This window comes from Hamadaea sp. NPDC050747 (assembly GCF_040654195.1).
Lineage (GTDB): Bacteria > Actinomycetota > Actinomycetes > Mycobacteriales > Micromonosporaceae > Hamadaea.
The window spans coordinates 372,360-395,962 of record NZ_JBFAHM010000003.1 but is presented as its reverse complement, the minus strand read 5'-3'; the positions used below and the strand labels follow the sequence as shown (position 1 = coordinate 395,962).

Genomic DNA, 23,603 nt, shown 5'->3' with positions numbered 1-23,603 from the left:
CGTCTACTCCTGCACTGTGCCGTTGAGGACGACTACGCCAGGCACGGCGTAGCCGGCCACCTGAACGAACTCCACCCGGTCGATCCGGGCAGGGCCGCTCGTGGTGACCGTGAACGTGGCGTCCTCACGTACCGCGGTGACCGAAGTGACCCCGTCATCGTCGCGGATCTCGGTGGTTCCGCTCAACCCTCCCACGCTCACAATCGTGATCGACTTCCACGGCCCGTCGGGGATCGACTCCGCCGTCGCGGTCGTCGGAAGGAGCGCGCCGACCCGGGCGTACAGCGGAATCTGGTCGGGGGCCGGGCTCACGTGGATCGAGGTCGGTCCGGTCACCAGCTCGCCGTTCCACCAACCGGCCCACTCGCCGGCCGGAAGGTAGACGTGCCGCTCCTGCTCCTCGCTGATGACCGGGGCGACCAGGAGATCCGGGCCGAGCCGGTACTCGTGCTCGGCCCGCCAGGCCAACGGGTCCTCCGGGGAGTCCACCATCAAAGCGCGCATGATCGGCTCGCCGGTCTCCCCGGCGAGCAGCGCCTGCGAATAGAGGTACGGCAACAGCCGGTAGCGCAGCTTCAGCGCGTCGATGACCTGTGCCTCGACCGCCGGGAACCGCCACGGCTCCCGGGTCGTCGTGCCGTGGAAGCGCAGCAGCGGCGAGAGCGCCCCGAACTGCGCCCAACGCAGGAACAGATCGTCGGTGGGCGTACCGGAGAAACCGCCCGTGTCGTGCGACCAGAACGGCACGCCGGACAAGCCGTGGGCCAGGCCGCCGTTCATCGAGCTGGCCAGCGCCGGGTAGGAGCACATCGTGTCGCCGCCCCATTGGGCCGCGTGCCGCTGCCCGCCCAGGTATGACGAACGGCCCCAGATCATCGAATGCCCGTGCACCTCACGCGTCACCGCGCTCACGGCGTCGTTGAAGAGCAGCGCGTACACGTTGTGCAGCTCGGCGCCGCTCATGCCGTTGTACGCCACCGCGTCGGCCGGTACGCCCTCGGCGAAGTCCGTCTTGAAGACCTGTACGCCCTGCCGGGCCAGCGGTCGCAGCAGATCCTGGAACCAGCTGGTGGCGTCGGGGTTGGTGAAGTCGACGATGCCGCACTCCGGGAACGACCCGTGCCACGAGTCCGCCACGTACGCCGACCCGTCCTGCCGCTTGAGCAGGTAGCCCTTCTCCGCCGCCTCGGTGAACCGGTCGGAGTTGACGCTGAGGTAGGAGTTCATCCAGAGGCAGACCTTGAAGCCCTGCTCGGTCAGCTCGGCGAGCATCGCGTCCGGGTCGGGGAAGGTCACCGGGTCCCAGCGCAGCTCCGACCACTTCCCGTCGGGCTGCCAATAGGTGTCCAGGTGCAGGACGTCGCAGGGGATGCCGTGCTCCCGGATCGTCCGGGCGCGCCGCAGCACGTGCTCCTGCGTGTCGACGAAGAAGCCCGAGGAGATCCACGAACCGAAGGCCCACTTCGGCGGCGTCACCGGGCGGCAGGTCAGCCGGTCGTACCGGGTCAGCACCTCACCCGGCGTCGGACCGGCGAGCACGTAGTAGTCGATGAGGTCGTCGGGGACGACGATCTGCACGACGCTCTGCGTACTGGCGCCGAAGTCGAACTCGATCGGCATACCGGAGTCGACCACCACGCCGTAACCGCGGCTGGACTGGTAGAACGGCACATTCTTGTACGCGCGGTCGCCCTCGCTGCCGAACGCGTCGAAGTTCCAGATCACCGGCCGCTGGCCGCGCAGGTTCAGCGGCAGGAAGCGTTCGCCGGTGCCGGCGAGCACCTCGTCGGCCGGCAGGACGAAGGTCTCGTGGTACGCCACCACGCTGCCGTCCACAGTCGACAAGCCGAACGGCGCCGTACGCATCCGCCCGGAGATGTCGACGACGCCGGGCGCGGTCCGGGTCAGCAACCGCCCGGTGCCCGTCTCGAGGAAGCGGATACCCCACGGCTCCAGCCTCACCTCGGCGGTGATCGAGCCGGCGACGATCCGGATGACCCCGTCGGCGACCTGGACGTCGGCGGAATACCCGAGATCCGGATGGGTCAGCGGCAACACCCGTGCGCTGCGCGTACGCGCTGCCGGGTCGGTCGCGAGGCGTACGCGGATGATGCCCTCGCCGGCCGCGGTGACCTGCGCGGTGAGCAGATCGCCCGAGGTCGCGTGGGCTTTGACGCTGACGCCGTTGGGGTCGGTCGCCATCAGCTCGGCGTGGGTGATCTCCTGCGGGCCGCCCTCCCCGTGCCGTCGGCGGGGCAGCTCCGGCGGGTCGGCGCTGAAGTATTCGTGTGCCACCAAGGGCGGACGGAAAGGCATGGAATTAGTTTCTCTTCCGACTAAACAAAATGTCAACGGTGCCGGGGAGCGCTTGCGCGAGCCGCCAGAAGTGCAGCCGGGTGCCGTCATGGCACCGCGGCTGTCAGCCCTTGACGGCGCCGACCATGACGCCCTTGGTGAAGTGCTTCTGGACGAACGGATAGACGACCAGGATCGGCAGCAGCGTCAGCGTCACCACCGCCATCTGGATCGTGAGCGGGGCGACCTGCTGGTGTCCGAAGTACTGGCCGGTGTTGGTGATCCCGGAGCCCGGCATCGAGTTGCCCTGCAGCACGTAGGTGTTCACCACCTGCGGCAGCGGCCACATGCCGTTGTCCGGCAGGTAGAGCTGGGCGGCGAAGAAGTTGTTCCAGTAGCCGACCGCGTAGAACAGGGTGATCACCGCGAGCACGGCCTTGGAGGTCGGCAGCACGATGGACCAGAGGATGCGCCAGTCCCCCGCGCCGTCGATCTTCGCCGCGTCGATCAGCTCCGGCGAGGTGCTGCTGAAGAACGAGCGCAGCACGAGGATGTTGAAGACCGCGACCGCACCGGGCAGGATCTGCGACCAGTACGCGTCGTAGCCGCCGAGCGCCGAGACGACGAGGAAGGTCGGAATCAGGCCGCCGCCGAAGAACATCGTGACGATCATGAACATCAGGATCGGCCGGTGCCCGAACGAGCGCGCCCGCGACAACCCGTACGCCGCCAGCACGCTGACCACCATGGAGATGGCGGTGCCGAGCGCGGTGATCGCGAGGCTGACGAACAGGGAGTGCACGATCAGCTGGTTGCTGAAGATCTGCTTGTACGCCTCCAGCGTCAGCTCGCCCGGCACCATCACGAGACCGCCGGCCTTGTTGATGGACGCCTGGGTGGAGAAGCTGGTCAGCACGACCGAGTAGATCGGCACCGCGATCACGGCGAGCACGATCAGGACGACCAGCGACTTCGCGCCCTGGCCGAGGGCGGACGGCTTCTCCTCCCAGGACGGCCGGTTGGAGGTACGCCGGTTGCGGGGCAGTGTCGAGGTAGTCATCGCCGGTAGAACCCATCCTCGCCGAACATGTGCGCGACCTTGTTGGCCGCGAGGAGGAGGACGACCGAGATGATGCCCTTGAAGAGCCCGGCCGCCGTGCCGTAGCTGAAGTTGTTGCCAACCACGCCGTAGTAGTACGAGAAGGTGTCGAGCACTTCCGCCGCGTCGCGGCCGACCGCCTGGCGCTGCAGGATGAACTGCTCGAAGCCGATCGACAACGCGTTGCCGAGCCGGAGCACCAGCAGCAGGATGATGACGCCGCGCATGCCGGGCAGGGTGATGTGCCACAGCCGCCGCCACCGGTTCGCGCCGTCGGCCGCCGCCGCCTCGTAGAGGCTCGTGTCGATGGCGGCGAGCGCAGCGAGGAAGATGACGATGCCCCAGCCCGCCTCCTTCCAGACGGCCTGCGCGGTGACCAGGTATTTGAAGGTGTCCGGGTTGGTCATGATGTCCCAGGTCGCCATGTCGTGCTGGCGTAGGAACGTGTTCAGCACACCGGCCCCGCCCAGCATCTCCTGGAAGACCGTGACGACCAGCACCCAGCCGAAGAAGTGCGGCAGATAGACGATCGCCTGCACGAACGACCGGACCTTGGTGCTCATGATGGAGTTGAGCAGTAACGCCAGCAGGATTGGGATGGGGAAGTAGAGCACCAGCTGGACCGCGCTCAGCACCAGGGTGTTCTCCATGGAGTGCCAGAAGAGCGGGTCGCTGAACAGGCGCTGGAACTGGTCCAACCCGACGAACGGGCTACCCGTGAATCCATTGTAGATGTCGTAGGCCTGGAACGCCGTGAACAGGCCGAACATCGGGCCGTAGCTGAAGACGGCGAGCAGGATGACGGCGGGCAACGTCATGATGACCAAGGTGCGGTCGCGTTTGAGCCTCCCCCACCAGGTCAGTCCCCGGCTGCCGGACGCCGCCTTGGCGCTCGGCTGCGAGGGCAGTGCGGGCGGCGCCGCCACACCGTCGTCGATCGCTGCCACCGTCGTACTCCTTCGATCCTGGGTTGTTCATCCGGAGACCCGGGTCCCGCCACGGACGGCGGGACCCGGGCGGCAGATCACTGACCGGTGCCGTACTTGTTCCGGATGTCCTCGTAGAACGCCCGCAGCGCGTCGCCGCCCTGCGACTTCCACGACTTGACGGCCTCCTGGTAGTCGGCGACCGACTTCCGGCCGAACTTGACGTCCTGGATCATGTCGGTGACGGCCTTGCCGATCGACGAGTACTGCGACGGCTCGGTGATGTTCATGGCGTAGAAGGCCGGCTTGACGGCGTACTTGACCATGTCGGCCTGCCACGCGCCGTAGTCCTTGGCGACGTCGGGGAAGCCCTGCTGCACGGTCGTCTGGTTCGACGGGGTCACCAGGAACTGGAACGTCGTGGCCACCTCCTTGGCGCCCTTCTCCGTCAGAGCCGGGTTGCCGTCCTTCATCGTGTACGTGTCGCCTTCGGTGCCGAAGTTCACGACGAGCCACTCGGCCGAGCCGTACGGCGCGGCAAGGTAGTCGGCGACCTTCAGCAGCTCCTTGACCTGGTCGTCCTTGAGTTTGGCGTTGAGGTAGCCGAACATGCCCGCGCCCGGCCCGATCTCGACGGTCGGCGTGCCCTTGGAGGACATGAGCTTGAAGGCGGCCCGGCGGTAGCTCGGGTTCGCGGCGGTACCGGACTTGGCGTCGTCACCGTTCCACGCGCCGGTGCCGTCGGCGGTGATGCAGACCTTGCCACTCCAGAAGCGCTGCTTGCCGTTCTGGTTGTTGCCCGCGATCGCGTCCGGGTGGACGTGGCCGGCCTTGACGATCTTCTGGAACCAGTTGAGCGCCTCGAGGATCTCCTGGCTCTCGTACTTGTGGAAGATCTTGCCGGCGGAGTCGATGCCCCACTTCTGCGGGAAGTGGAACAGCTGCGACACGTAGTTCGCGTCGTCGCCGAACAGGTCGTCGAACGCCCACTGGCCGGCCGACGCGCTGGTCAGCTGCGCGCCGAGGGCGGCGAGGTCGTCCGGAGTCTTGATGCTGTCGGGGCTGATGTTCAGCTTCTCGAAGATGTCCCGGCGGTAGAAGTAGGTGCCGGCGATGATCACGCCGCCCGGGTAGACCGGCAGACCGTAGAGCTTGCCGTTCCACACGCCCGCTTGCCACGCACCGGTGGGGATGTTGGCCAGGTTCGGGTAGTCCTTGATCTTGTCACCCGACAGGTACGGCGTCAGGTCGGTGAACTTGCTGACCCCCTGGCCGAAGTTGAGCGTCGAGGTGTTCCAGCCTGGGATCTGGATCCAGTCGGGCAGCTTGTCCGCGGCGAACAGCGCGGGCAGTGCGTTGCCGTAGTTGGTGCCGTCCGACGGCTGGATCTTGAGCGTGACGCCCAGCGCCTTGTTGACCGCGTCGTAGTACGAGTTGCCGGTCGACGGCGGAATCGCGCCCCACAGCGGAGTCATCGTGGTGTAGCTGCCGCCCTTGCCCGGAATGGCCGCGACGGTCTTCACCGGGGAGTCCGGGTACCGCAGGAAGACCGGGTCGGAGACCGCGCCGTTGGCTCCGACGACGGCCGGCATGTCCGGCTTGACGGCGTTGTTCGGGATGTAGTTCGGCACGATCTTGCTGAGGTCGCTCTGGCTCGTGGTGCCAGGTCCGTTGGCCTTGTTGTCGCTGCATCCGGCGAGCCCGCCGACGCCGGCGGCGGACAGCGCGCCGAGACCCGCGAGCGACAGGAACTGACGGCGGTTCGTGGCCGCGCCCTTGAGGGGGTCTTGCACGGCACACTCCCTTCGTGTGGAGGGGGTAGAGGGTATGGGAGGCGGGGGTTGTGCGGTACAGTTAGTTGGTCTACCGACTAAACAAATTAGCCGACGGGCGACCACTGCCACAAGCGCCGTTTCCAGGCTGTTACTTCAAGCCACCCGGGCGGTTCACGGCGACGGGGTCGTCCGAGCGGCGGGGGAACCCTAGCGCAAGGAGCTGGATGATGACTCGACGTGCCGCGATACGGCATGATGGGGCACGCTGTGCGTTCAGTCCGAGTGCAGTCGCCGGGGAGCCTCTCGGGCGAGCCGCCAGAAGTGCAGTCGCCGGGGAGCCTCTCGGGCGAGCCGCCAGAAGTGCAGTCGCCGGGGAGCCTCTCGGGCGAGCCGCCAGAAGTGCAGTCAGGAGCGACGAAGTCACGTTGTGGAGCCGACGGTGATCACCATGCAGACCGGGCCGCAGCCGGCCGACTTCGCCGACGTGCGGGCCACGAACCTCGCCGTCGTCCTGCGCCACCTGCGGATGAACGCGCCCTGCTCGCGGGCCGACATCGCGGCGGCGACCGGGCTCAACAAGGCCACCGTCTCCAGTCTCGTCGCCGACCTGATCGACCGTCGGCTCGTCCGCGAGACGGGGATGACCGAGCGGCGGATCGGCCGCCCGGCCACCATGCTCGTGCTCGACGGCTCCCCGTACGCCGCGATCGGCATGGAGGTGAACGCCGACTACATGACGGTCGTCGCCGTCGACCTCGCCGGTCGCAAGCTGCTGTCTTGGCGTCGGGCGTTCGCCGGGTCGTCGGCCAACCCGGGTCAGGCCGCCGCCTCGATCGCCGCGTTGGCCAAACGGGCCGTCGGCAAGGTCGAGAAGGAAGGCCGCCGCACGCTCGGGCTGACGGTGGGCGTACCGGGGTTGGTGGGTGGCGACGGCATCGTCCGGCTCGCCCCGAACCTGCGCTGGCACGACGTCGACCTGCGCTCGGCGTTGCGTAAGGCGCTCGGTGAGCCGCCCTATCCGATCGAGGTCGAGAACGACGCCAACCTGGCCGTCCTGGCCGAGCAGCGCTACGGCGGCTTCGCCGAGACGGCCAACCTGATCTACCTCACCGGCGAGATCGGCATCGGCGCGGGCATCATCAGCGAGGGCCGCCTCATGCGGGGCGAACGCGGATTCGCCGGCGAGTTCGGCCACCTCCTCGTCGACCCGAGCGGTCCGGTCTGCGGCTGCGGCCGCCGCGGCTGTCTCGAGGCGCTCGCCGGAGTCGGGGCGCTCGTCGCGCGTACGCTGCCGGACGCGGCCACCTCCTCCCCCACCGAACTCGAACCCGAGGTCGAAGAAGTCGTCCGGCGGGCCAAGGCCGGTGACCCCAAGGTTCTGGACGCCCTGGCCGAGACCGGCAAGCACCTTGGGCACGGCGTCGCCACGGTGGCCAATCTGCTCAACCCCGAGGTCGTCGTGCTGGGCGGCTATTTCATCCAGCTCGCGCCCTGGCTGATCCCCGCCGCCGAGGCCGAACTGCGCGCCCGGTCGATCGCACCCGAAGCCGGCGGTACGCGTCTCGTCGCGTCGACGCTCGAACTCGGCGCGGCGGCGACCGGCGGTGCGGCGCGAGTGCTCGACACGATCGACTCAGGTCGCCTCCCCACCCCCTGAACCACTCGTTTCCAGCGCTGGATCAGGGTTCTCGGTCGAATCATGAGTGAAGATTCGACCGAGAACCCTGATCCAGCGCACTGAGAACGCCCGCAAACGCCCGCCTCTTGACGGCGTGGGAGCGGTTCCGGTAGACCTTCTGGACAAGTCCCCGAAACACATTTGACATCAACCCCTCGGCGTAGTCGTCGAAGCGCTTCGACCGTTAACAACGCATACTGTTGAAGCGCTTCGACAACCCGCCCTCAGGACGGAGGGTGACCCCCGATGACCGACTTCCGCGACCCCACGGTCCCGCTGCGTCGCCGCGTCGAAAGCCTCCTCGGGCAGCTCACGCTCGAGGAGAAGCTCGCGTTGCTCCACCAGCACCAGCCCGCGATCGAGCGACTGGGCGTCGGGCGGTTCACCACCGGCACCGAGGCGCTGCACGGCCTGGCCTGGCTCGGTGAGGCGACGGTCTTCCCCCAGGCGGTCGGCCTCGGCGCGACCTGGGACCCCGAGCTGGTCACGAAGGTCGGCGACGCGACCGGGGACGAGGTACGCGGACTGCACCACAAGGACCCGACCCGCTGCGGCCTCAACGTGTGGGCGCCGGTCGTCAACCCGCTGCGCGACCCACGTTGGGGTCGTAACGAGGAGGGCTACAGCGAGGACGCCTTCCTGACGGCCGTCCTGGGTGAGGCGTACGCCCAGGGGCTGCGCGGCGACCATCCCCGGTTCCTGAAGACGGCGCCGACGTTGAAGCACTTCCTCGGCTACAACAACGAGACCGACCGCTGCCTCAGTTCCAGCAACCTGACCCCGCGCGTCCTGCGGGAGTACGAACTGCCGGCGTACCGGCGGGCGATCGCGTCGGGGGCGGCCGTCGCGGTGATGGCCTCCTACAACCTCGTGAATGGCATCCCGGCGCACGTCACCCCGCACCTCAACGACGACCTGCGGACGTGGACCACCGACGAGGTCTTCGTCGTGTCGGACGCGTTCGCGCCGAACAATCTCGCCGATCCGGCGCAGCAGGCGTACTTCCCCGACCACGCGGCGAGTCACGGGGCGGCGGTCCGGGCCGGCATCGACAGCTTCACCGACCAGAACACCGACTCGCACATCACCATCGATCGGCTACGCGAGGCCATGCAGCGCGGACTGCTCGACGAGGCCGACGTCGACCAGGCGGTCCGGCGAGCGTTGACGGTGCGGTTCCGTCTGGGCGAGTTCGACCCGGCCGAGGACAACCCGTACGCCCAGATCACCGCCGACGTCATCAACTCCGCCGAGCACCAGGAGCTGGCGCTGGAGACCGCCCGGCAGTCGATCGTGCTGCTGAAGTCCGAGTGCAAGCTGCTGCCGCTCGACCCGGCCCGGCACAAGACGGTGGCCGTCATCGGGCCGCTGGCCGACCGCAACCACACCGACTGGTACAGCGGCACCCTCCCCTACGCCGTCACCGTGAAGAACGGCATCGAAACCACCTTCGACAAGGCCGTCCACGTCGAGGGCGTCGACCGCGTGGCACTGAAGCGGGACGGCCGTTACCTGGTGGTCGACGAGACCGGGGCGCGGCTCGACGACGTGCCTTGTGCGTACGACATCTTCGACTGGGGCCAGGGTGTGGTGACCTTGCGCTCGACCGCGACCGGGCGGTTCCTGCGCGTCAACACCAGCGCGGATCAAGACGGCCCGGTCGGCGGGCCGGCCGCGGACGTCCACATCACCGGGGCCAAGGGCACGCTCGACGCGACCTCGGACGGGCCGTCCGAGTGGACGGTGCGCGAGATGTTCCGCCTGGATGAGCAGGTCGACGGCACGGTCCTGATCCGCCACCACGCGTCGCCGGGCAACGAGGAGCTGGGCGGCCTGCAGGCCGACCTGACCCTGGGCGCGCATCCGGTGCCGTTCGAGGTCGAGCTGCTGGTCGACGGCGCGGCCCAGGCCGCCGCGGCGGCCGCTCGCGCCGATGCAGCGGTCGTCGTGCTGGGCAACCACCCGCTGATCAACGGCCGGGAGACCGAGGACCGCGCGGACCTGGCGCTGCCCCCCGCGCAGGAGAACCTGCTGCGTGAGGTGTACGCGGCCAACGCCTCGACGGCGCTGCTGCTCGTCAGCAGCTACCCATACGCGGTCGGCTGGGCCGAGGTGCACCTCCCGGCGGTGCTGTGGAGTTCGCACGGCGGGCAGGAACTCGGCCGGGCCGTCGCCGACGTGCTGACCGGCACGGTCGACCCGGGCGGCCGCCTGCCGCAGACCTGGTACCGCAGCGCCTGCGAGCTGCCGGACATCTTCGACTACGACATCATCGCCAACGACGCGACGTACCTCTACTACCGTGGCACCCCGCTGTACCCGTTCGGCCACGGCCTGTCGTACACCACCTTCGACTACGCGGGCCTGCGGCTGTCTGCCGACGGCGCGGCGGCCGGCGAGACGGTGACCGTCACCTTCACCGTCACGAACACCGGGTCACGGCCGGGCACCGAGGTCGTGCAGCTCTACTCGCACCAGCAGCGTTCCCGGGTCAAGCAGCCGCTGCGGCAGCTGCGGTCCTTCACCAAGTTCACCCTCCAGCCTGGAGAGTCACGCGAGGTCAGCCTGCCGGTGGACGTCGACGACCTGGCCTTCTGGGACGTCACCACCGGCCGCCTCGTGGTCGAGGCCGCCCGCCACAAGATCATGGTGGGCCGCTCCAGCTCCGACATCCGCCTCACCGCCACCCTCGCCGTCCGGGGCACCGTCATCGGCACCCGCCGGGCGGTGGACCAGCCGGTGCGGGCCGTGGACAACGACGAGTACAGCGGCATCGCGCTCGCGGCGGACGGGGTCAAGGCCGTGGAGGAGGGCGCCTGGCTGTGCTTCCAAGGCGTCGATCTCTCAGGGGTACGCACAACGCAGCTCCGCGGTCACGGCGGTAGCGTGTCGATCCGCGTCGACGATCCGTTCTCCGGGCCGGAGCTGGCGAAGGTGGTTCCCGGTCAGCGCGTGCCGAGCGCTAGCGTGGACGGCGTGCACGACCTCTATCTCGTCTACGGCTCGGTCGGCACGACCGTCGAGGAACTGGTGTTCGCCCGATGACCACGACTTCGTCCGGCCCCTCCGGGCGTACCCGGGGCAACGTCGTGACCATCACCGACGTCGCCAAGCACGCCGGCGTCGCGGCCAGCACGGTGTCCTATGTGCTCAGCGGAAAGCGGACTATCTCGGCCACCACCCGGGCCCGGGTCATGGCCAGCATCCGTACGCTCGGGTTCCATCCGCACGCCGGAGCCCGGTCGCTCGCCAGCAACAAGGCCAACGTCATCGCCCTTGCCCTGCCGCTGCGCCCCGGCATGCACCTGCCCATCCTCATGCAGTTCGCGATGTCGGTGCTGACCGGCGCCCGCTCCGTCGAGCACGACGTGCTGCTGTTGACCGCGGACGAAGGGGCGGCAGGCGTACGCCGCATCGCGGGCAGCGCGCTCGTCGACGGGCTGATCCTGATGGACGTCGAGACGCACGACCCCCGGGTGCCGACCCTGCTCGAGTTGGACCGCCCCAGCGTGCTCATTGGATTGCCGGCCTCCGCCGACGGGCTGACCTGTGTCGACCTCGACTTCGCCGCGGCCGGGGCGGCGTGCGTGCAGCACCTGGCCGACCTCGGTCATCGGGAGATCGCCCTGCTGGGCGCGCCGCAGGTGGTCTACGACCGGGACACCGGCTTCGCCCGGCGTACGCGGGACGGGGTGATGGAGGCCGCCAAGACGGCGGGTGTCACCGCGATCGCCCGTCCCTGCGAGCCGACGTACGCCGCCGCCCTCGAAGCGCTGCGGTCGGTGCCCCACGCGACCGGTCTGATCGTGCACAACGAGGCGGCCGTCGACCACGTCCTGACTGCGCTACGGGAGTTGGACCGGCGCGTCCCCGAGGACGTCTCCGTCGTCGCCATCTGCCCCGACGACATCGCCGAGCGGGCCACCCCGGCATTGACGTCGGTCCCCATCCCCGCCTCCGAGGTCGGCCGCCGCGCGGTCGAGCTTCTGATGGCCAAGTTGGACGGTGCCACCGTTCCCAACGTGACTTTGCTGGCGCCGAACCTGACCGTACGCTCCTCCACCGGCGCAATTACTCACTGAGCTACTTCATCATCTTCGTTGGCGGAGTGTGCCAACTTTTCTGTCCATTGTGGACCTGCGGAAACAGGGTCTTCACAACTGGCCAACCAGAGGGTTAAATCTCTAACACAACGGAGTTCCCTATACGAATATGGGAGCGCTCCCAGAAGTGAATACACCGTGCCTGCCTGCAGACATGCGGCGGGGCGGATGCGCCCACATCCGCCCCGGTGTCCCCCGCACGACGCATGCCGCACGGCTCCACGGACAGGAGACATCGTAATGCCCGAGCACCACATTCTGCGAAGCCCTGACCGGGCATCTCACATCGCGGCTGATTTTTGCCTGTCCGGCCACCACGGATCCGCCCGTTTCACCGAACCCGGCTCCACCCGCTCCACCGGATAAGACGCATTCCGCCCAGGGGTCGGCGCCGCCCAGCGCCGACCCCGCGCTTTCCCCGGCGGTCTGCCAGACCATCCCCCGCGAGGAGTACGCATGAAGCTCACCCCCCGCCGCACCCGGCTCAGGCGCATCCTGGCGCTCGCCGTGTCGGCCGTCCTGGCCGCCGCCGGCATCGTCGCCGGCGCGGCACCCGCCCACGCTGCCGTCTCCTGTCAGGTCGACTACGCGACCAGTGACTGGAACGGCGGCAACAACCAGGGCGGGTTCACCGCCAGCGTGACCCTGCGCAACCTCGGCGACGCCTGGAGCTCCTGGTCGTTGCAGTTCACCTTCCCGAACGGGCAGAACAACATCCAGGGCTGGTCGGCCAACTGGTCGCAGTCGGGCGCGGTGGTCACCGCGACCAACATGCCCTGGAACGGCGCCATCGCCACCAACGGCACCACCTCGATCGGGTTCAACGCCAACTGGTACGGCACGAACGGCAAGCCGACCGACTTCAAGATCAACGGTGTGGCCTGCACCGGGGCGAACACCCCGCCGACGGTGAGCATCACCAGCCCGGCCACCAACACGCACTTCACCGCCCCGGCAGCGTTCACGATCGCGGCCACGGCGAGCGACACCGCGCCCGGCACCGTCGCCAACGTCGAGTTCTACCGGGACGGCAGCCTGCTCGGCTCGGACGCCACCTCGCCGTACTCGTGGTCGGTGACGGCGCTCCCCGCGGGCACCTACACCTTCCAGGCGAAGGCGTACGACAACCAGGGCGGCACGGCCACGTCCCAGATCACGGTGATCGTGGACGCGGTGACCGGGCCGTCGATCGTCGCGAGCGCGGCTTCGGCGTCCGTCCCCGAGGGCTCCTCGACGACGGTCGGCCTGAAGCTGTCGGCCGCCCCGACCGCCAGCGTCACCGTCGCCGTCGCGCGCAGCGCCGGTGACACCGACATCACGGTCACCCCGGCGACCCTGACGTTCACCACGTCGAACTGGTCGACGAACCAGAACGTCACGATCGCGGCCGCCGAGGACGCGGACAACGCCAACGGCACCGCGACGGTCTCCGCCACCGCCACCGGCTACACCGCGGCGACGGTCGCCGTGACCGAGTCGGACAACGACCAGCCGGTCTACGTCCAGCGGTTCCTGGAGCAGTACAACAAGATCAAGAACCCGGCGAACGGCTACTTCTCCCCCGAGGGTGTGCCCTACCACTCGATCGAGACGCTGATCGTCGAGGCGCCGGACTACGGCCACGAGACCACGTCCGAGGCGTTCAGCTTCTGGCTCTGGCTCGAGGCGCAGTACGGCCGCGTGTCGCAGAACTGGACCCCGTTCAACCAGGCCTGGGCGACGATGGAGAAGTACATCATCCCGTCCCACGCCGACCAGCCCACCTCCGGCGCTTCCGGCACCCCGCAGTACGCCGCGGAGCACGACTACCCGGACCAGTACCCGTCGACGCTGGAGCCCAGCGTCCCGGTCGGCACCGACCCGCTGAAGTCCGAGCTGACCAGCACCTACGGCACCTCCGACATCTACGGCATGCACTGGCTGATGGACGTCGACAACAAGTACGGCTACGGGCACTGCGGTGACAAGACCACCCGGGTGGCGTACATCAACACGTTCCAGCGCGGCCCGCAGGAGTCGGTCTGGGAGACGGTTCCGCAGCCCAGCTGCGAGACCTTCACCGCCGGTGGCACCTACGGCTACCTCGACCTGTTCATCAAGGAGAACGGCGGCACCCCCGCCAAGCAGTGGAAGTACACCAACGCGCCGGACGCGGACGCCCGCGCCGTCGAGGCGGCGTACTGGGCGCTGCAGTGGTCGACCGCTCAGGGCAAGCAGGCCGACGTCGCGACCACCGTGGCCAAGGCCGCCAAGATGGGCGACTACCTCCGGTACGCGATGTTCGACAAGTACTTCAAGAAGATCGGGAACTGCATCGGCGCCTCGACCTGTGCCGCCGGCACCGGCCGTGACTCCGCGCACTACCTGCTCTCCTGGTACTACGCCTGGGGCGGCGGCATGAGCGACCAGTGGTCGTGGCGCATCGGCTCCAGCTTCAACCACTTCGGCTACCAGAACCCCCTGGCCGCGTACGCCTTGGCGAACGTCACGGGCCTCAAGCCCACCTCGCCGACCGCGAACGCGGACTGGACCACCAGCCTCACCCGGCAGCTGGAGTTCTACCAGTGGCTGCAGTCGTCGGAGGGCGCGATCGCCGGTGGCGCCACGAACAGCTGGGGCGGCAACTACGGCACCCCGCCGAGCGGCACCCCGACGTTCTACGGCATGTTCTACGACCAGCAGCCCGTCTACCACGACCCGCCGTCGAACCAGTGGTTCGGCATGCAGGCCTGGTCGCTCGAGCGGCTGGCGGAGTACTACTACGTGACCAACAACGCCACCGCGAAGTCCATCCTGGACAAGTGGACGACGTGGGCGATCGCGAACACGACGGTCAGCGGATCGAGCTTCCTGATCCCGTCCGACATGTCGTGGTCGGGCGCGCCGAACACGTGGAACCCGACGTCGCCGGCGGCGAACACCAACCTCCACGTCACGATCACCTCGCGTGGATCGGACGCGGGCGTTGCCGCCGCCTACGCTCGTCTGCTGATGTACTACGCCGCCAAGTCGGGCAGCACCACGGCGAAGAACACCGCCAAGGCGCTGATCGACGCGTTGTACGCCAACAGCGACAGCAAGGGCGTGGGCGTGCCGGAGACCCGGTCGGACTACAACCGGTTCGACGACGTCTACAACGCCTCGACCCACCAGGGCCTCTACATCCCGTCCGGCTGGACCGGGACGATGGCCAACGGTGACCCGATCGCATCCGGCAAGTCGTTCCTGGACATCCGCTCCTGGTACAAGAACGACCCGAACTGGCCGGCGGTCCAGTCCTACCTGAACGGCGGCGCGGTGCCGACGTTCACCTACCACCGATTCTGGGCGCAGAGCGACATCGCCATGGCGTACGCCGACTACGCCGCGCTGTTCCCGAACGGCTGACCTCACCCCTCGGCCCCGTGTCGCCGCGCTCGAAGCGACACGGGGCCACCCTTATTTGCGTGATCATTGCGCCAGCCATGCTGCTTCACGCGTCGAAATGTCCGCCGAAACGACATGGCTGGCGCAATGATCACGCGGCGAAGTCGTCCAGCTGCTTGGCGCGCTGCTCCAGCGCCGCAGTCAGGTGCGCGTGGGCATCAGGACCGACTGGTACGCGCAACGGCGGATTCGGGTCGCGGACGACGCGTACCACCGTGTCGGCGAACAGGGCCGGATCGTTTAGGCCCGGCAGCTGCTCGAAGTGTTCGAAGGCGGTACGCATCTCGCCGTAGACGGGGACGTAGGCGTCGACCGGTTGGGCCGGCTGTAGCAGCGCCCGGCCGTATCCGGTGGCGAATCCGCCGAGCTGCAGGATCGTCACGCGTACGCCGAGGTGCGTGGCCTCCTGGGCGAGCGATTCGGCCAGGCCTTCCAACGCGAACTTGCTCGCCGTGTACGCCGAAAGCCCGGGATAGGGCGTGAACCCGGCCGTCGACGAGACGAAGAGGGCGTGCCCGCCGCCTTGCGCTCGCCATTGGGGCAGGGCCAGGCGGAGCAGCCGCCACGGCCCGAACAGGTTGGTCTCGAACTGGGCCAGCAGTTGGTCGGCCGAGATTTCCTCGACCGCGCCGAACTGCCCGTATCCGGCGTTGTTGACGAGGACGTCCAGCCCGCCGAACCGGTCCACCGCCAGGTCGATCGCGGCCTGACATTGGGCCTCGTCGCGGACGTCCAAGGGCGCGACGACGGCGTTGGGCCGGCCCTCGAACTCCGCGACCGTCTCCGGTCGCCGGGCCGTGACCAGGACTTGTTCGCCCTCGTCGACGAGCCGCTGGGCCAGCGCGCGGCCCACCCCACTCGAACATCCCGTGACCAGCCAACGGTGCGGCATGGCCACCTCCTCTCCCTCTGTGACCAGCCCAGAGAGCATCACGGATGAATTCGATTCATCGCAATGTAAGAATCTCGACTGGTTCCCGGTAGGGTGAAAGACGTGATCATGCCAAAAGTCGTGGCTACGGATCTGGATGGAACCCTGCTGCACAGCGACGTCACGCTCTCCGCGCGTACCAAAGCGGCGTTGAGAACGGTCAAGGCGGCCGGAACGCGCGTGGTGGCCGCAACCGCCCGGCCGGCTCGCGTCATCGACGAGCTGTTCGGCGGCGAGGCGCTGATCGACCTCGCGATCTGCGGCAACGGTTCGAACCTCTACCGGCTCGGCGAGGAGCCGGAGATCCTGCACCCGCTGCCGCTGGACGTCGCGCGCAAGGTGATCGAGGAGATCACGACGATCGTGCCGGGTTCCGGCTTCGCCGTGGAGACCGGGCAGCGCGTGCTGTTCGAGCCCGGCTACCGGTACCGGCCCGCGCTGGACTATCGGCGCGAGTTCGTCGAGACCGTGGCCGACCTGCTGACCGAGCCGTTCGTGAAACTCATGGTGTGGCTGCCCGACTCGGACCCGGACCGCGCGTGGGAACGGCTCCGCCCGGCGATCGGCGAGCTGATCGAGTGCACCTGGTCGGCCGAGCGTGCGCCGCTGGAGATCGGGGCGGCCGGGGTGTCGAAGGCGGCCACTCTGGCGGCCCTGTGCGAGGGCTGGGGAGTCACCGCCGACGAGGTCGTCGCGTTCGGCGACGCGCCGAACGACCTGCCGATGCTGGCCTGGGCCGGGACGGCGTACGCGGTCGCCAACGCGCATCCGGCGGTGCTGGCCGCCACCTCGCTGCGAGCCCCGGCCAACGACGCGGACGGCGTCGCGGTCGTCCTGGAAGAGCTGTTCAGTGGAGGCCGCGCTCGATGAGGTGCGTCGGCAGCACCTCCGTCCGCGGCCACGTCTTGTCCCCGGCGATCCGGGAGAACAGGAGTTCCGCCGCGCGCCGGGCCAGTTCCCGGGTGTCGTACGCGATCACGGTGAACCGGCGCGGCATCAGGTAGGACAGCTCGAAGTCGTCGAAGCCGAGCAGTTCGGCGTCGCTGCCGCGGCGGACGAGTTCTTGCAGTGCGCCAACGGTGATGCGGTTGTTCAGGCACACGTATGCATCCACATCGGACAGCTCCGCGACGACCGTCGCGGCGCTCGCGGGATCCTTGACTCCCTCGCGGACGAGCGCCGGATCGTACGCGATCCCGGCGGCGGCCAGCGCCTCCTGCGCCCCGGCCAGGCGTTCCCGCATCGTGTAGACGCCGACCGAGTCGAGCAGGACGGCGATCCGCCGGTGACCACCGGCGAGGAGCCGCTCCACCCCCGCCCGGGTGCCGCCCCGGTTGTCCAGCAGGACGGTGTCGGCCACCAGCCCGCCGCCCGGCCGGTCGAGGAACACCACCGGGAGACCCCGCTCGACCTCCGACCGCAGGAAACCGTGGTCGTATCCGGCTGGGACGACGATCAGCCCGTCCACCCGGCGCGCGCAGAGATCCCGGAGCAACAGCTCCTCGCGTACGGGGTCTTCTTCGGAGCTGGCTGTGAACAGGAGGGTGTCGTGGTCCCGGGCGGTCTCGGCCACGACTCCGGCGATGGTCGCGTAGAACGGGTTGGCGATCTCCTCGATCAGCAGGCCGACGGTCGCGGTCTGCTGGCCGGACCGCAGCGCGCTCGCCAGATGATTACGCCGGAAGCCCAGCTCGGCGATCGCCGCCTGGACGCGCTCGGTCAGCTCCGGCTGGACCTGCGGCGAGCCGTTGACCACCCGGGAGACGGTCTTCAGGCTGACCCCGGCGCGTTTGGCCACGTCCACCATCGTGGGCCGCCCGTCCCGCTGCTTGTCCCGCTGACTCCCCACCACGCTCAGGAGGTTACGTCACGGCAACGGTACGCGGGCCTGACAACGTTGTCATAGGCGGTTCGGGCTATCCTGCCCGCCATGGATCGTGGTGCTCTCGCCCTGGCCGTCGACATCGGCGGCACCAAGATGGCGGCCTCACTCGTGAGCGCGGACGGGACAGTGCTCGGCGCGCGGAGCGTACCGACGTCGCCGGGCAACGCCGAGACGGTGTTCGCCCCGCTCGCCGGGCTCATCCGCGAGACGCTGGCCGAAGCGTCGGGGCGGCCGATCGTCGGCATCGGCATCGGCACCGCCGGCCCGCTCGACCTCGTCGAAGCCACCGTGAGCCCGGTCAACATCCTCGGCTGGCGGGACTTCCCCCTCGCCCCGCGCGTCGCCGAGCTGGCTCCCGGCATCCCCGTACGCATGGCCGGCGACGGGATGTGCGCCGCCGTCGGCGAACACTGGAAAGGCGCCGCCCGCTCGGTGGACGACGTGATCGTCCTGGTCGTGTCGACCGGCGTCGGCGGTGGCCTGATTCAGCACGGCCGGCTGATCAGCGGGCGTACGGGCAACGCCGGGCACATCGGCCACACCGTCGTGGACCTCGACGGCGATCCGTGTCCATGTGGCGGCCGGGGCTGTGTGGAGGCCATCGCCAGCGGGCCGAGCATGGTGGCCTGGGCTCGCCGTCAGGGCTGGCTCGGAGAGTCCGCTGTGGACCTGGCCGCCGCCGCCCGGGAGGGCGACAAGGTCGCGATCCAGGCGTTCGAGCGCGCCGGGCGGGCCGTCGCGGCCGGAATCGTCTCGGCCGCCGCGATCGCCGATCTGTCGCTGGCCGTCGTCGGCGGTGGCGTCTCCCGCGCCGCCGACGTGCTGCTTCCCCCGCTGCGCCAGGCCATCGGCGAGCACGCCAAGCTCGGCTTCCTGCGAGACCTCGCGGTCGCCTCGGCGGAGTTGGGGAACGCGGCCGGCCTCGTGGGCGCGGCCGCGCTCGCCTTCGAGCCGGAGCGGTATCCGTCGACGCTCCGCCTCGCTTCCTAGCTGTCGCTCCTCATCCCGCTGGATCAGGGTTCCGCGTCGAATCTTGGGGCAAGATTCGACCGAGAACCCTGATCCAGCGCCTAAGCGGTGGGGGTTAGTAGACCTCGACCTCGTAGATGCGGGCGGCGGTGTTGGTGTCTTGGGCCGGGGTCTGGACGGTGATCCGGACGTACCGCGCCGACACCGGGGTGATCGGGTGGGTGCTGACGTTGGCGGTGTTACCGGTGACGGTCACCCGGGTGGTCCAGGTGGTTCCGTCGGTGGACGTCAGGATCGTGAAGTCCCGGGTGTTCCACGTCGCCGACTCCCCGCCCGCGCCCGCGTGCCGCAGCGTGAACGACGAGACGGTCTGGGCCGAGCCCAGATCCACCTGCCACCATTTGCTGCTGCCCAGCGAACACCACTTGTCGCTGTTCCCGCCGGTCCACGAGCCGTTGACGGCCTTCTCCGGCCCCTCACTCGTGGCGCACGACGAGTCGGCGGTCGCCGCCTTGCCGAGGGCCAGGTTGACCGGTCCGCCACTGCCGGCGTACACCTCGAATTCGGCGATGCGTGCCGCGGCATTGCCGTTGTTCGTGGGTGTGGTGATGTCGAGCCGCACGTAGCGCGCGGACACGGTGCCGATGGGGTGATAGGTGCGGCTGGAGCGGTTGCCGGAGACCGACACCCGCTGGCTCCACGTGCTGTTGTCGGTGCTGGTCGAGATGGTGAACGCGCCGGTGTTCCAGCCGGTGTTCTCGCCGCCGAGACCGGCGTGCTTGACCACGAACGCGCCGACGTTCTGGATCGAGCCGAGGTCGACCTGCAGGGTCTTGGTGCCGCTCACGCTGGAGCACCACTTGCTCGCCGCCGAGAGCTGCCCGTCGAACGCCTTGTCCGGGGTCTCCGAGGAGTTGCAGCTGGTCGAGCCGCTCGCGGTCTTGCCCTGGGCCAGGTTCGCGCCCAGGTTCGGCGCCGCGGCGGGCGGGGTCCAGCCGTCGTTGAAGCTCGGCGGCACGTCACCCGCACCGGTGCCCCAGCTGCTCGCCGAGCTTCCCATCGTGTACGCGAGAGTGGCGCCGCTCGCGAGGTCCGGGTAGCGCAGGTAGTTCCGGGTCTGGCCGGTGCCGTTGCGACTGAAGCTCTGCACGTACGGCGAGCCCTGACCCGCTCCCGTGGCGTTGATCTGGATATCGCCGGTCGGCCGATCGATGAGGATCGAGGGAAACAGCGGTCCGTGCAACGCCAGCGTGTCCGCACCCGGCGTCGCGGGGTACATGCCGAGCGCGCCCCACACGTACCAGGCCGAGGTCGCGCCGAGGTCCTCGTTGCCGGGCAGGCCGCCGGCTCCGGTGGTGTAGGACTCGTTCATCACCCGCCGGACGACCGACGAGGTCCCCGCCGGCCATTGCGCCCAGTTGTACGCCCACGGCACCCCGTGCTCGGGTTCGTTGCCGATGTAGAAGTACGGCTGGGTCAGGCCGCCGTTGAGCTGGGTGAAGTGATGGTCGAGCCGCTGCCGCGCGGTCTGCGGCCCACCCATGAGGTTGATCAGGCTGCCGAAGTTGTAGGTGACCATCCAGGTGTACTGCGAGGCGTTGCCCTCGGTGTAGTTGCTGCTGCTGGCCGGATCGAGCGGCCAGACCCAGGTGTTGTCGGGGTTACGCCGCTGGATGTAGCTCGACTCGGTGGAGAACACGTTGGCCCACCACTGGGCCCGCGTCATGTACGTGTTGTACAGGCTGGTGTTGCCCTGTCGCTGGGCGAACTGCGCCACCGCGAAGTCCGACGCGGAGTACTCCAAGGAGTCGGACGAGTCCTCGTCGATGAAGTGCTGGCTGACGTACTCCGACTGACGGCCGCGAATGGCGCCGCCCTGGATCGTGCCGCCGTTGGAGCTGCTGTTCATCAGAGTGAGCGCGGCGGCGGTGTCGAAGTTCGTCACGCCGAAGGCGTTCAGGCTGGAGACGATGATCGGCCCGGGGTCGCCGGTCATGACGAAGTGCTCGTTGCTGTTGTGCGACCACTTCGGAATGAGCCCGCCCTGCTGGCCGTCGAGCACCATCGAGTTGGCGATGTCGGCCGCCTCGTCCGGCGCGATCAGCGCCACCAGTGCCGCCCACGAACGGTAGATGTCCCAGCCGGAGTAGTTCTGGTAGATCGTCCGGCTGGAGGTGTGGACCGCCTGGTCGAAGCCCCGGTACTGGCCGTTGACGTCGCTGGCGATGTTCGGGTTGATCAGCACGTGGTAGAGCGCGGTGTAGAACTTCTGCAGATCGGTGGCGCTGCCGCCGGTCGCCTGCACCCGGTTGAGGATCGTGTTCCACTCGGTGTCGGCGCTGGCGCGTACGGTGTCGAAGGCGAAGCCGCTCTGCTCCGCGGTCAGGTTCGCCTGCGCGTTCGCGACGCTCACGAACGAGATGGCGATCTTGAAGTTCACCGTGGCGTTGCCGCTCGTGTCGAAGGTGACGTAGCCGCCGGAGTTGGTGCCGCTCGTGCTCGTCGAGCCCGCGCTCACCGTTCCGCCCAGCCACGTGCCGACCGAGGTGGGCGTACGGTCGAACTGGCCGTAGTAGTAGATCTGATAGGTCTTCGACGAGCCGCAGAAGCCGCCGCCGGCGACCGAGCCGCTGACGGTCGCGCCGCTGATCGAGATCGACCCGCTGCGGCTGCCGGTCGCGCTCTTGCTCGTGTTCAGCAGTACGCGCGCCGACGTCGTGGCCGGATACGCGAGCCGCATGATCGCCGTACGCTTCGTCGCGGACAGCTCGACCTGCGTGTTTCCGTAGGTGGACAGCACCGACTTGTAGTAACCGGCCTGGGCGACTTCATTGCCCTTGACCTGCGTCGCCTGGTACGCCGTCCAGTTGGTGCCCGGCGACGAGCCGATCGCGCCGGTGATCGGCAGGATCCCGATGTCCTCGTTGTTCGCACAGCCTGCCCCGTTGAAGTGGGTCAGGGCGTACTCCTGGATCTGGGTGTCGGAGAACCGGTAGCCCGACGGGGACGCGGTCGGCGTGTCCGGGCTGAACTGCACCATCCCGAAGGGGGCGACCGGACCGGGCACGGTGCTGCCACCGGCGCCGCCGGGGACGGGGTTGGGCGAGTTGCTGTCGTCGGTCCCGATGAACGGGTTGACGTACTGCGTGAGGTTGAGGGCGGCGGCGTGCGCCGGCGTCGGCGCGTACGCGACACCGGCCGCGACGGTTCCGGTCACGATGGCGAGAAAAGCTGTGAACGCACGCCCGAACCGTGGGAGAGGTCCGCGGGACATGATCCACTCCTTTCAGACAACGTTGTCATGGAATGGAGATAGAAAAGTCCCTACGAAGAAATATGTCAATAGCCCGTACAGTACCGAGCGGGCCCGGCTGGTCCGGCGGTCGGCGGAGTCGGCGAGGTGAGGTCGGCTCGGCTACCGGGGGCGGCGAGGAAGCTTGTCCAGGACCGGGACGACGTACCAGAGTCCGATGTAGAGGACGGCGAGGAAGGCGGCGGCCACTCCGGCCCAGGCCGCCCCGACGACCAGATCCAGCACGAGGTAGACCGCACCGGCGACGGCCAGCAGAAGCAGCACCAGTCCGGCCTTCGTCATCGCCGCCGCCACGCGTACCACTTGGGGCTTGTAGCCCTCACCCATGAGCCGGTGGAGGCTGACCGGGGCGATGAGGAACGCGGTCGCCGCCGCCGAGGCGATCAGCGTGCCCACGTAGAACCCGCGCTGGAGCTGATCGATGTGCTCGAACCGGTTGGTGAACGGCAGCGTCAGCATCGACGCGAAGAGGATCTGGATACCGGTCTGCATGACCCGGAGTTCCTGCAGCACCTCCGAGAAGCGCCGATCCCAGTCCTGTTCGCCCATCGAGGGCGAATACCCAGGTCACCCAGTACGCAAACGAGCCGCCGCACCGAAGAGGACCACCCGCGCCTCGGTCAGCGACCGCGGTTCGAAGGCCTCGATGGCCGCGGTCGCCCGATCGAGGGCGTCCTCCAGCGGCCAGCCGTAGATGCCCGAAGAGATCAGGGGAAACGCGATGCTCCGGGCGTCGAGGCCGTCGGCCACCGTCAGGGAGTTCGCGTAGCACGCGGTCAACATCGCGGATCGGTCCTCGGTGGAGCTGTAGACCGGCCCGACCGTATGCACGACCCACCGAGCGGGCAGCTTCCCAGCGGTGGTGGCGACCGCCTGCCCGGTCGGCAGCCCCCGCCCGTACTTCGAGGCGCGCAGCGCCCGGCACTCGGCCAGGATCTCGGGACCGCCCTTGCGATGGATCGCGCCGTCCACTCCTCCCCCGCCGAGGAGCGAGGAGTTCGCCGCGTTCACGATCACGTCGACGTGCTGCTCGGTGATGTCGCCTTCGACCAGGTCGTACCGCATAAGCCCACTGTCCCACGGGCCGCCGACGCCGGCCTTCCGACGTGGCACGGTGATGCGGCGCGTTGATCATGCCGTCGGGGAGTTAATCAGGGCGTCGCGGACACGACACACCGGTGGATCACGACCGTAAGTTCATGA

At 68.6% G+C, this 23,603-nt stretch carries 15 protein-coding genes; 6 read left to right on the top strand and 9 right to left on the bottom strand.

Translation table 11 applies throughout. The features are described 5' to 3' along the window. Positions 1-3: 3 nt before the first annotated feature. From AB0H43_RS08190 to AB0H43_RS08175, 4 genes are all read right to left on the bottom strand, one after another. Entirely contained in the window at positions 4-2,316 is a 2,313-nt protein-coding gene (locus tag AB0H43_RS08190) for a TIM-barrel domain-containing protein (protein ID WP_359998252.1), read from the bottom strand. 103 nt (positions 2,317-2,419) lie between these two features. Further along, the gene (locus AB0H43_RS08185; protein WP_359998251.1) at positions 2,420-3,355 is read right to left on the bottom strand and encodes a carbohydrate ABC transporter permease; all 936 of its coding nucleotides are present in this window, start codon (positions 3,353-3,355) and stop codon (positions 2,420-2,422) included. After that, positions 3,352-4,341, bottom strand: coding sequence for an ABC transporter permease subunit (locus AB0H43_RS08180; protein ID WP_359998249.1), 990 nt, complete (start codon positions 4,339-4,341; stop codon positions 3,352-3,354). Before AB0H43_RS08180 ends, AB0H43_RS08185 begins: the two co-directional genes overlap by 4 nt. 77 nt (positions 4,342-4,418) lie before the next feature. After that, a complete protein-coding gene (locus AB0H43_RS08175) occupies positions 4,419-6,113 on the bottom strand; it encodes a hypothetical protein (RefSeq protein ID WP_359998247.1) in 1,695 nt (564 codons plus the stop codon). Positions 6,114-6,543: 430 nt separating this feature from the next. On the opposite strand from AB0H43_RS08175, the gene AB0H43_RS08170 reads away from it, so the two are divergent. From AB0H43_RS08170 to AB0H43_RS08155, 4 genes are all read left to right on the top strand, one after another. Then, a complete protein-coding gene (locus AB0H43_RS08170; RefSeq protein ID WP_359998622.1) occupies positions 6,544-7,752 on the top strand; it encodes an ROK family transcriptional regulator in 1,209 nt (402 codons plus the stop codon). Between the two features lie 267 nt (positions 7,753-8,019). Continuing rightward, positions 8,020-10,818, top strand: a complete 2,799-nt coding sequence (locus AB0H43_RS08165; protein WP_359998246.1) for a glycoside hydrolase family 3 C-terminal domain-containing protein — start codon at positions 8,020-8,022, stop codon at positions 10,816-10,818. Beyond that, a complete protein-coding gene (locus AB0H43_RS08160; protein ID WP_359998244.1) occupies positions 10,815-11,855 on the top strand; it encodes a LacI family DNA-binding transcriptional regulator in 1,041 nt (346 codons plus the stop codon). The genes AB0H43_RS08165 and AB0H43_RS08160 overlap by 4 nt, the downstream gene beginning before the upstream one ends. A gap of 477 nt (positions 11,856-12,332) precedes the next feature. Continuing rightward, positions 12,333-15,263, top strand: a complete 2,931-nt coding sequence (locus AB0H43_RS08155; protein WP_359998242.1) for a glycoside hydrolase family 48 protein — start codon at positions 12,333-12,335, stop codon at positions 15,261-15,263. Between the two features lie 130 nt (positions 15,264-15,393). Here AB0H43_RS08155 and AB0H43_RS08150 read toward each other — a convergent pair whose 3' ends face one another. After that, complete coding sequence (locus AB0H43_RS08150) at positions 15,394-16,194, bottom strand: SDR family oxidoreductase (RefSeq protein ID WP_359998240.1); 801 nt, start codon at positions 16,192-16,194, stop codon at positions 15,394-15,396. A 108-nt stretch (positions 16,195-16,302) separates the two neighbouring features. Here AB0H43_RS08150 and AB0H43_RS08145 point away from each other — a divergent pair, with 108 nt between their 5' ends. Further along, positions 16,303-17,103: an HAD family hydrolase gene (locus tag AB0H43_RS08145; RefSeq protein ID WP_359998620.1), complete on the top strand. Its 801-nt coding sequence runs from the start codon at positions 16,303-16,305 to the stop codon at positions 17,101-17,103. On the opposite strand, the gene AB0H43_RS08140 is transcribed toward AB0H43_RS08145, so the two are convergent. Further along, positions 17,081-18,040 carry a LacI family DNA-binding transcriptional regulator gene (locus AB0H43_RS08140; RefSeq protein ID WP_359998618.1) on the bottom strand — a complete coding sequence of 320 codons (960 nt, stop codon included), beginning with the start codon at positions 18,038-18,040 and terminating at the stop codon, positions 17,081-17,083. The two genes, AB0H43_RS08145 and AB0H43_RS08140, sit on opposite strands and share 23 nt — an antisense overlap. A gap of 123 nt (positions 18,041-18,163) precedes the next feature. Between AB0H43_RS08140 and AB0H43_RS08135 the strand changes: the two genes are divergently transcribed. Then, positions 18,164-19,108 (top strand): ROK family protein, encoded by a 945-nt coding sequence (locus tag AB0H43_RS08135; RefSeq protein WP_359998238.1) that lies wholly within the window; start codon positions 18,164-18,166, stop codon positions 19,106-19,108. A gap of 94 nt (positions 19,109-19,202) precedes the next feature. Here AB0H43_RS08135 and AB0H43_RS08130 read toward each other — a convergent pair whose 3' ends face one another. From AB0H43_RS08130 to AB0H43_RS08120, 3 genes are all read right to left on the bottom strand, one after another. After that, the gene (locus AB0H43_RS08130; protein ID WP_359998237.1) at positions 19,203-22,361 is read right to left on the bottom strand and encodes a GH92 family glycosyl hydrolase; all 3,159 of its coding nucleotides are present in this window, start codon (positions 22,359-22,361) and stop codon (positions 19,203-19,205) included. 141 nt (positions 22,362-22,502) lie between these two features. Then, positions 22,503-22,949 carry a DUF6328 family protein gene (locus AB0H43_RS08125; RefSeq protein WP_359998235.1) on the bottom strand — a complete coding sequence of 149 codons (447 nt, stop codon included), beginning with the start codon at positions 22,947-22,949 and terminating at the stop codon, positions 22,503-22,505. Positions 22,950-22,967: 18 nt separating this feature from the next. After that, on the bottom strand, positions 22,968-23,465 hold the full coding sequence (locus AB0H43_RS08120; protein WP_359998233.1) for an O-acetyl-ADP-ribose deacetylase: 498 nt from the start codon (positions 23,463-23,465) through the stop codon (positions 22,968-22,970). Between the last annotated feature and the right edge of the window lie 138 nt (positions 23,466-23,603).

What these genes read in the sequence shown, in the direction of transcription:
- AB0H43_RS08190 (WP_359998252.1), bottom strand. Translation starts at nt 2,316, where the DNA reads ATGCCTTTCCGTCCGCCCTTGGTGGCACACGAATACTTCAGCGCCGAC.
- AB0H43_RS08185 (WP_359998251.1), bottom strand. Translation starts at nt 3,355, where the DNA reads ATGACTACCTCGACACTGCCCCGCAACCGGCGTACCTCCAACCGGCCG.
- AB0H43_RS08170 (WP_359998622.1), top strand. Translation starts at nt 6,544, where the DNA reads ATGCAGACCGGGCCGCAGCCGGCCGACTTCGCCGACGTGCGGGCCACG.
- AB0H43_RS08165 (WP_359998246.1), top strand. Translation starts at nt 8,020, where the DNA reads ATGACCGACTTCCGCGACCCCACGGTCCCGCTGCGTCGCCGCGTCGAA.
- AB0H43_RS08160 (WP_359998244.1), top strand. Translation starts at nt 10,815, where the DNA reads ATGACCACGACTTCGTCCGGCCCCTCCGGGCGTACCCGGGGCAACGTC.
- AB0H43_RS08155 (WP_359998242.1), top strand. Translation starts at nt 12,333, where the DNA reads ATGAAGCTCACCCCCCGCCGCACCCGGCTCAGGCGCATCCTGGCGCTC.
- AB0H43_RS08150 (WP_359998240.1), bottom strand. Translation starts at nt 16,194, where the DNA reads ATGCCGCACCGTTGGCTGGTCACGGGATGTTCGAGTGGGGTGGGCCGC.
- AB0H43_RS08145 (WP_359998620.1), top strand. Translation starts at nt 16,303, where the DNA reads ATGCCAAAAGTCGTGGCTACGGATCTGGATGGAACCCTGCTGCACAGC.
- AB0H43_RS08140 (WP_359998618.1), bottom strand. Translation starts at nt 18,040, where the DNA reads ATGGTGGACGTGGCCAAACGCGCCGGGGTCAGCCTGAAGACCGTCTCC.
- AB0H43_RS08135 (WP_359998238.1), top strand. Translation starts at nt 18,164, where the DNA reads ATGGATCGTGGTGCTCTCGCCCTGGCCGTCGACATCGGCGGCACCAAG.
- AB0H43_RS08130 (WP_359998237.1), bottom strand. Translation starts at nt 22,361, where the DNA reads ATGTCCCGCGGACCTCTCCCACGGTTCGGGCGTGCGTTCACAGCTTTT.
- AB0H43_RS08125 (WP_359998235.1), bottom strand. Translation starts at nt 22,949, where the DNA reads ATGGGCGAACAGGACTGGGATCGGCGCTTCTCGGAGGTGCTGCAGGAA.
- AB0H43_RS08120 (WP_359998233.1), bottom strand. Translation starts at nt 23,465, where the DNA reads ATGCGGTACGACCTGGTCGAAGGCGACATCACCGAGCAGCACGTCGAC.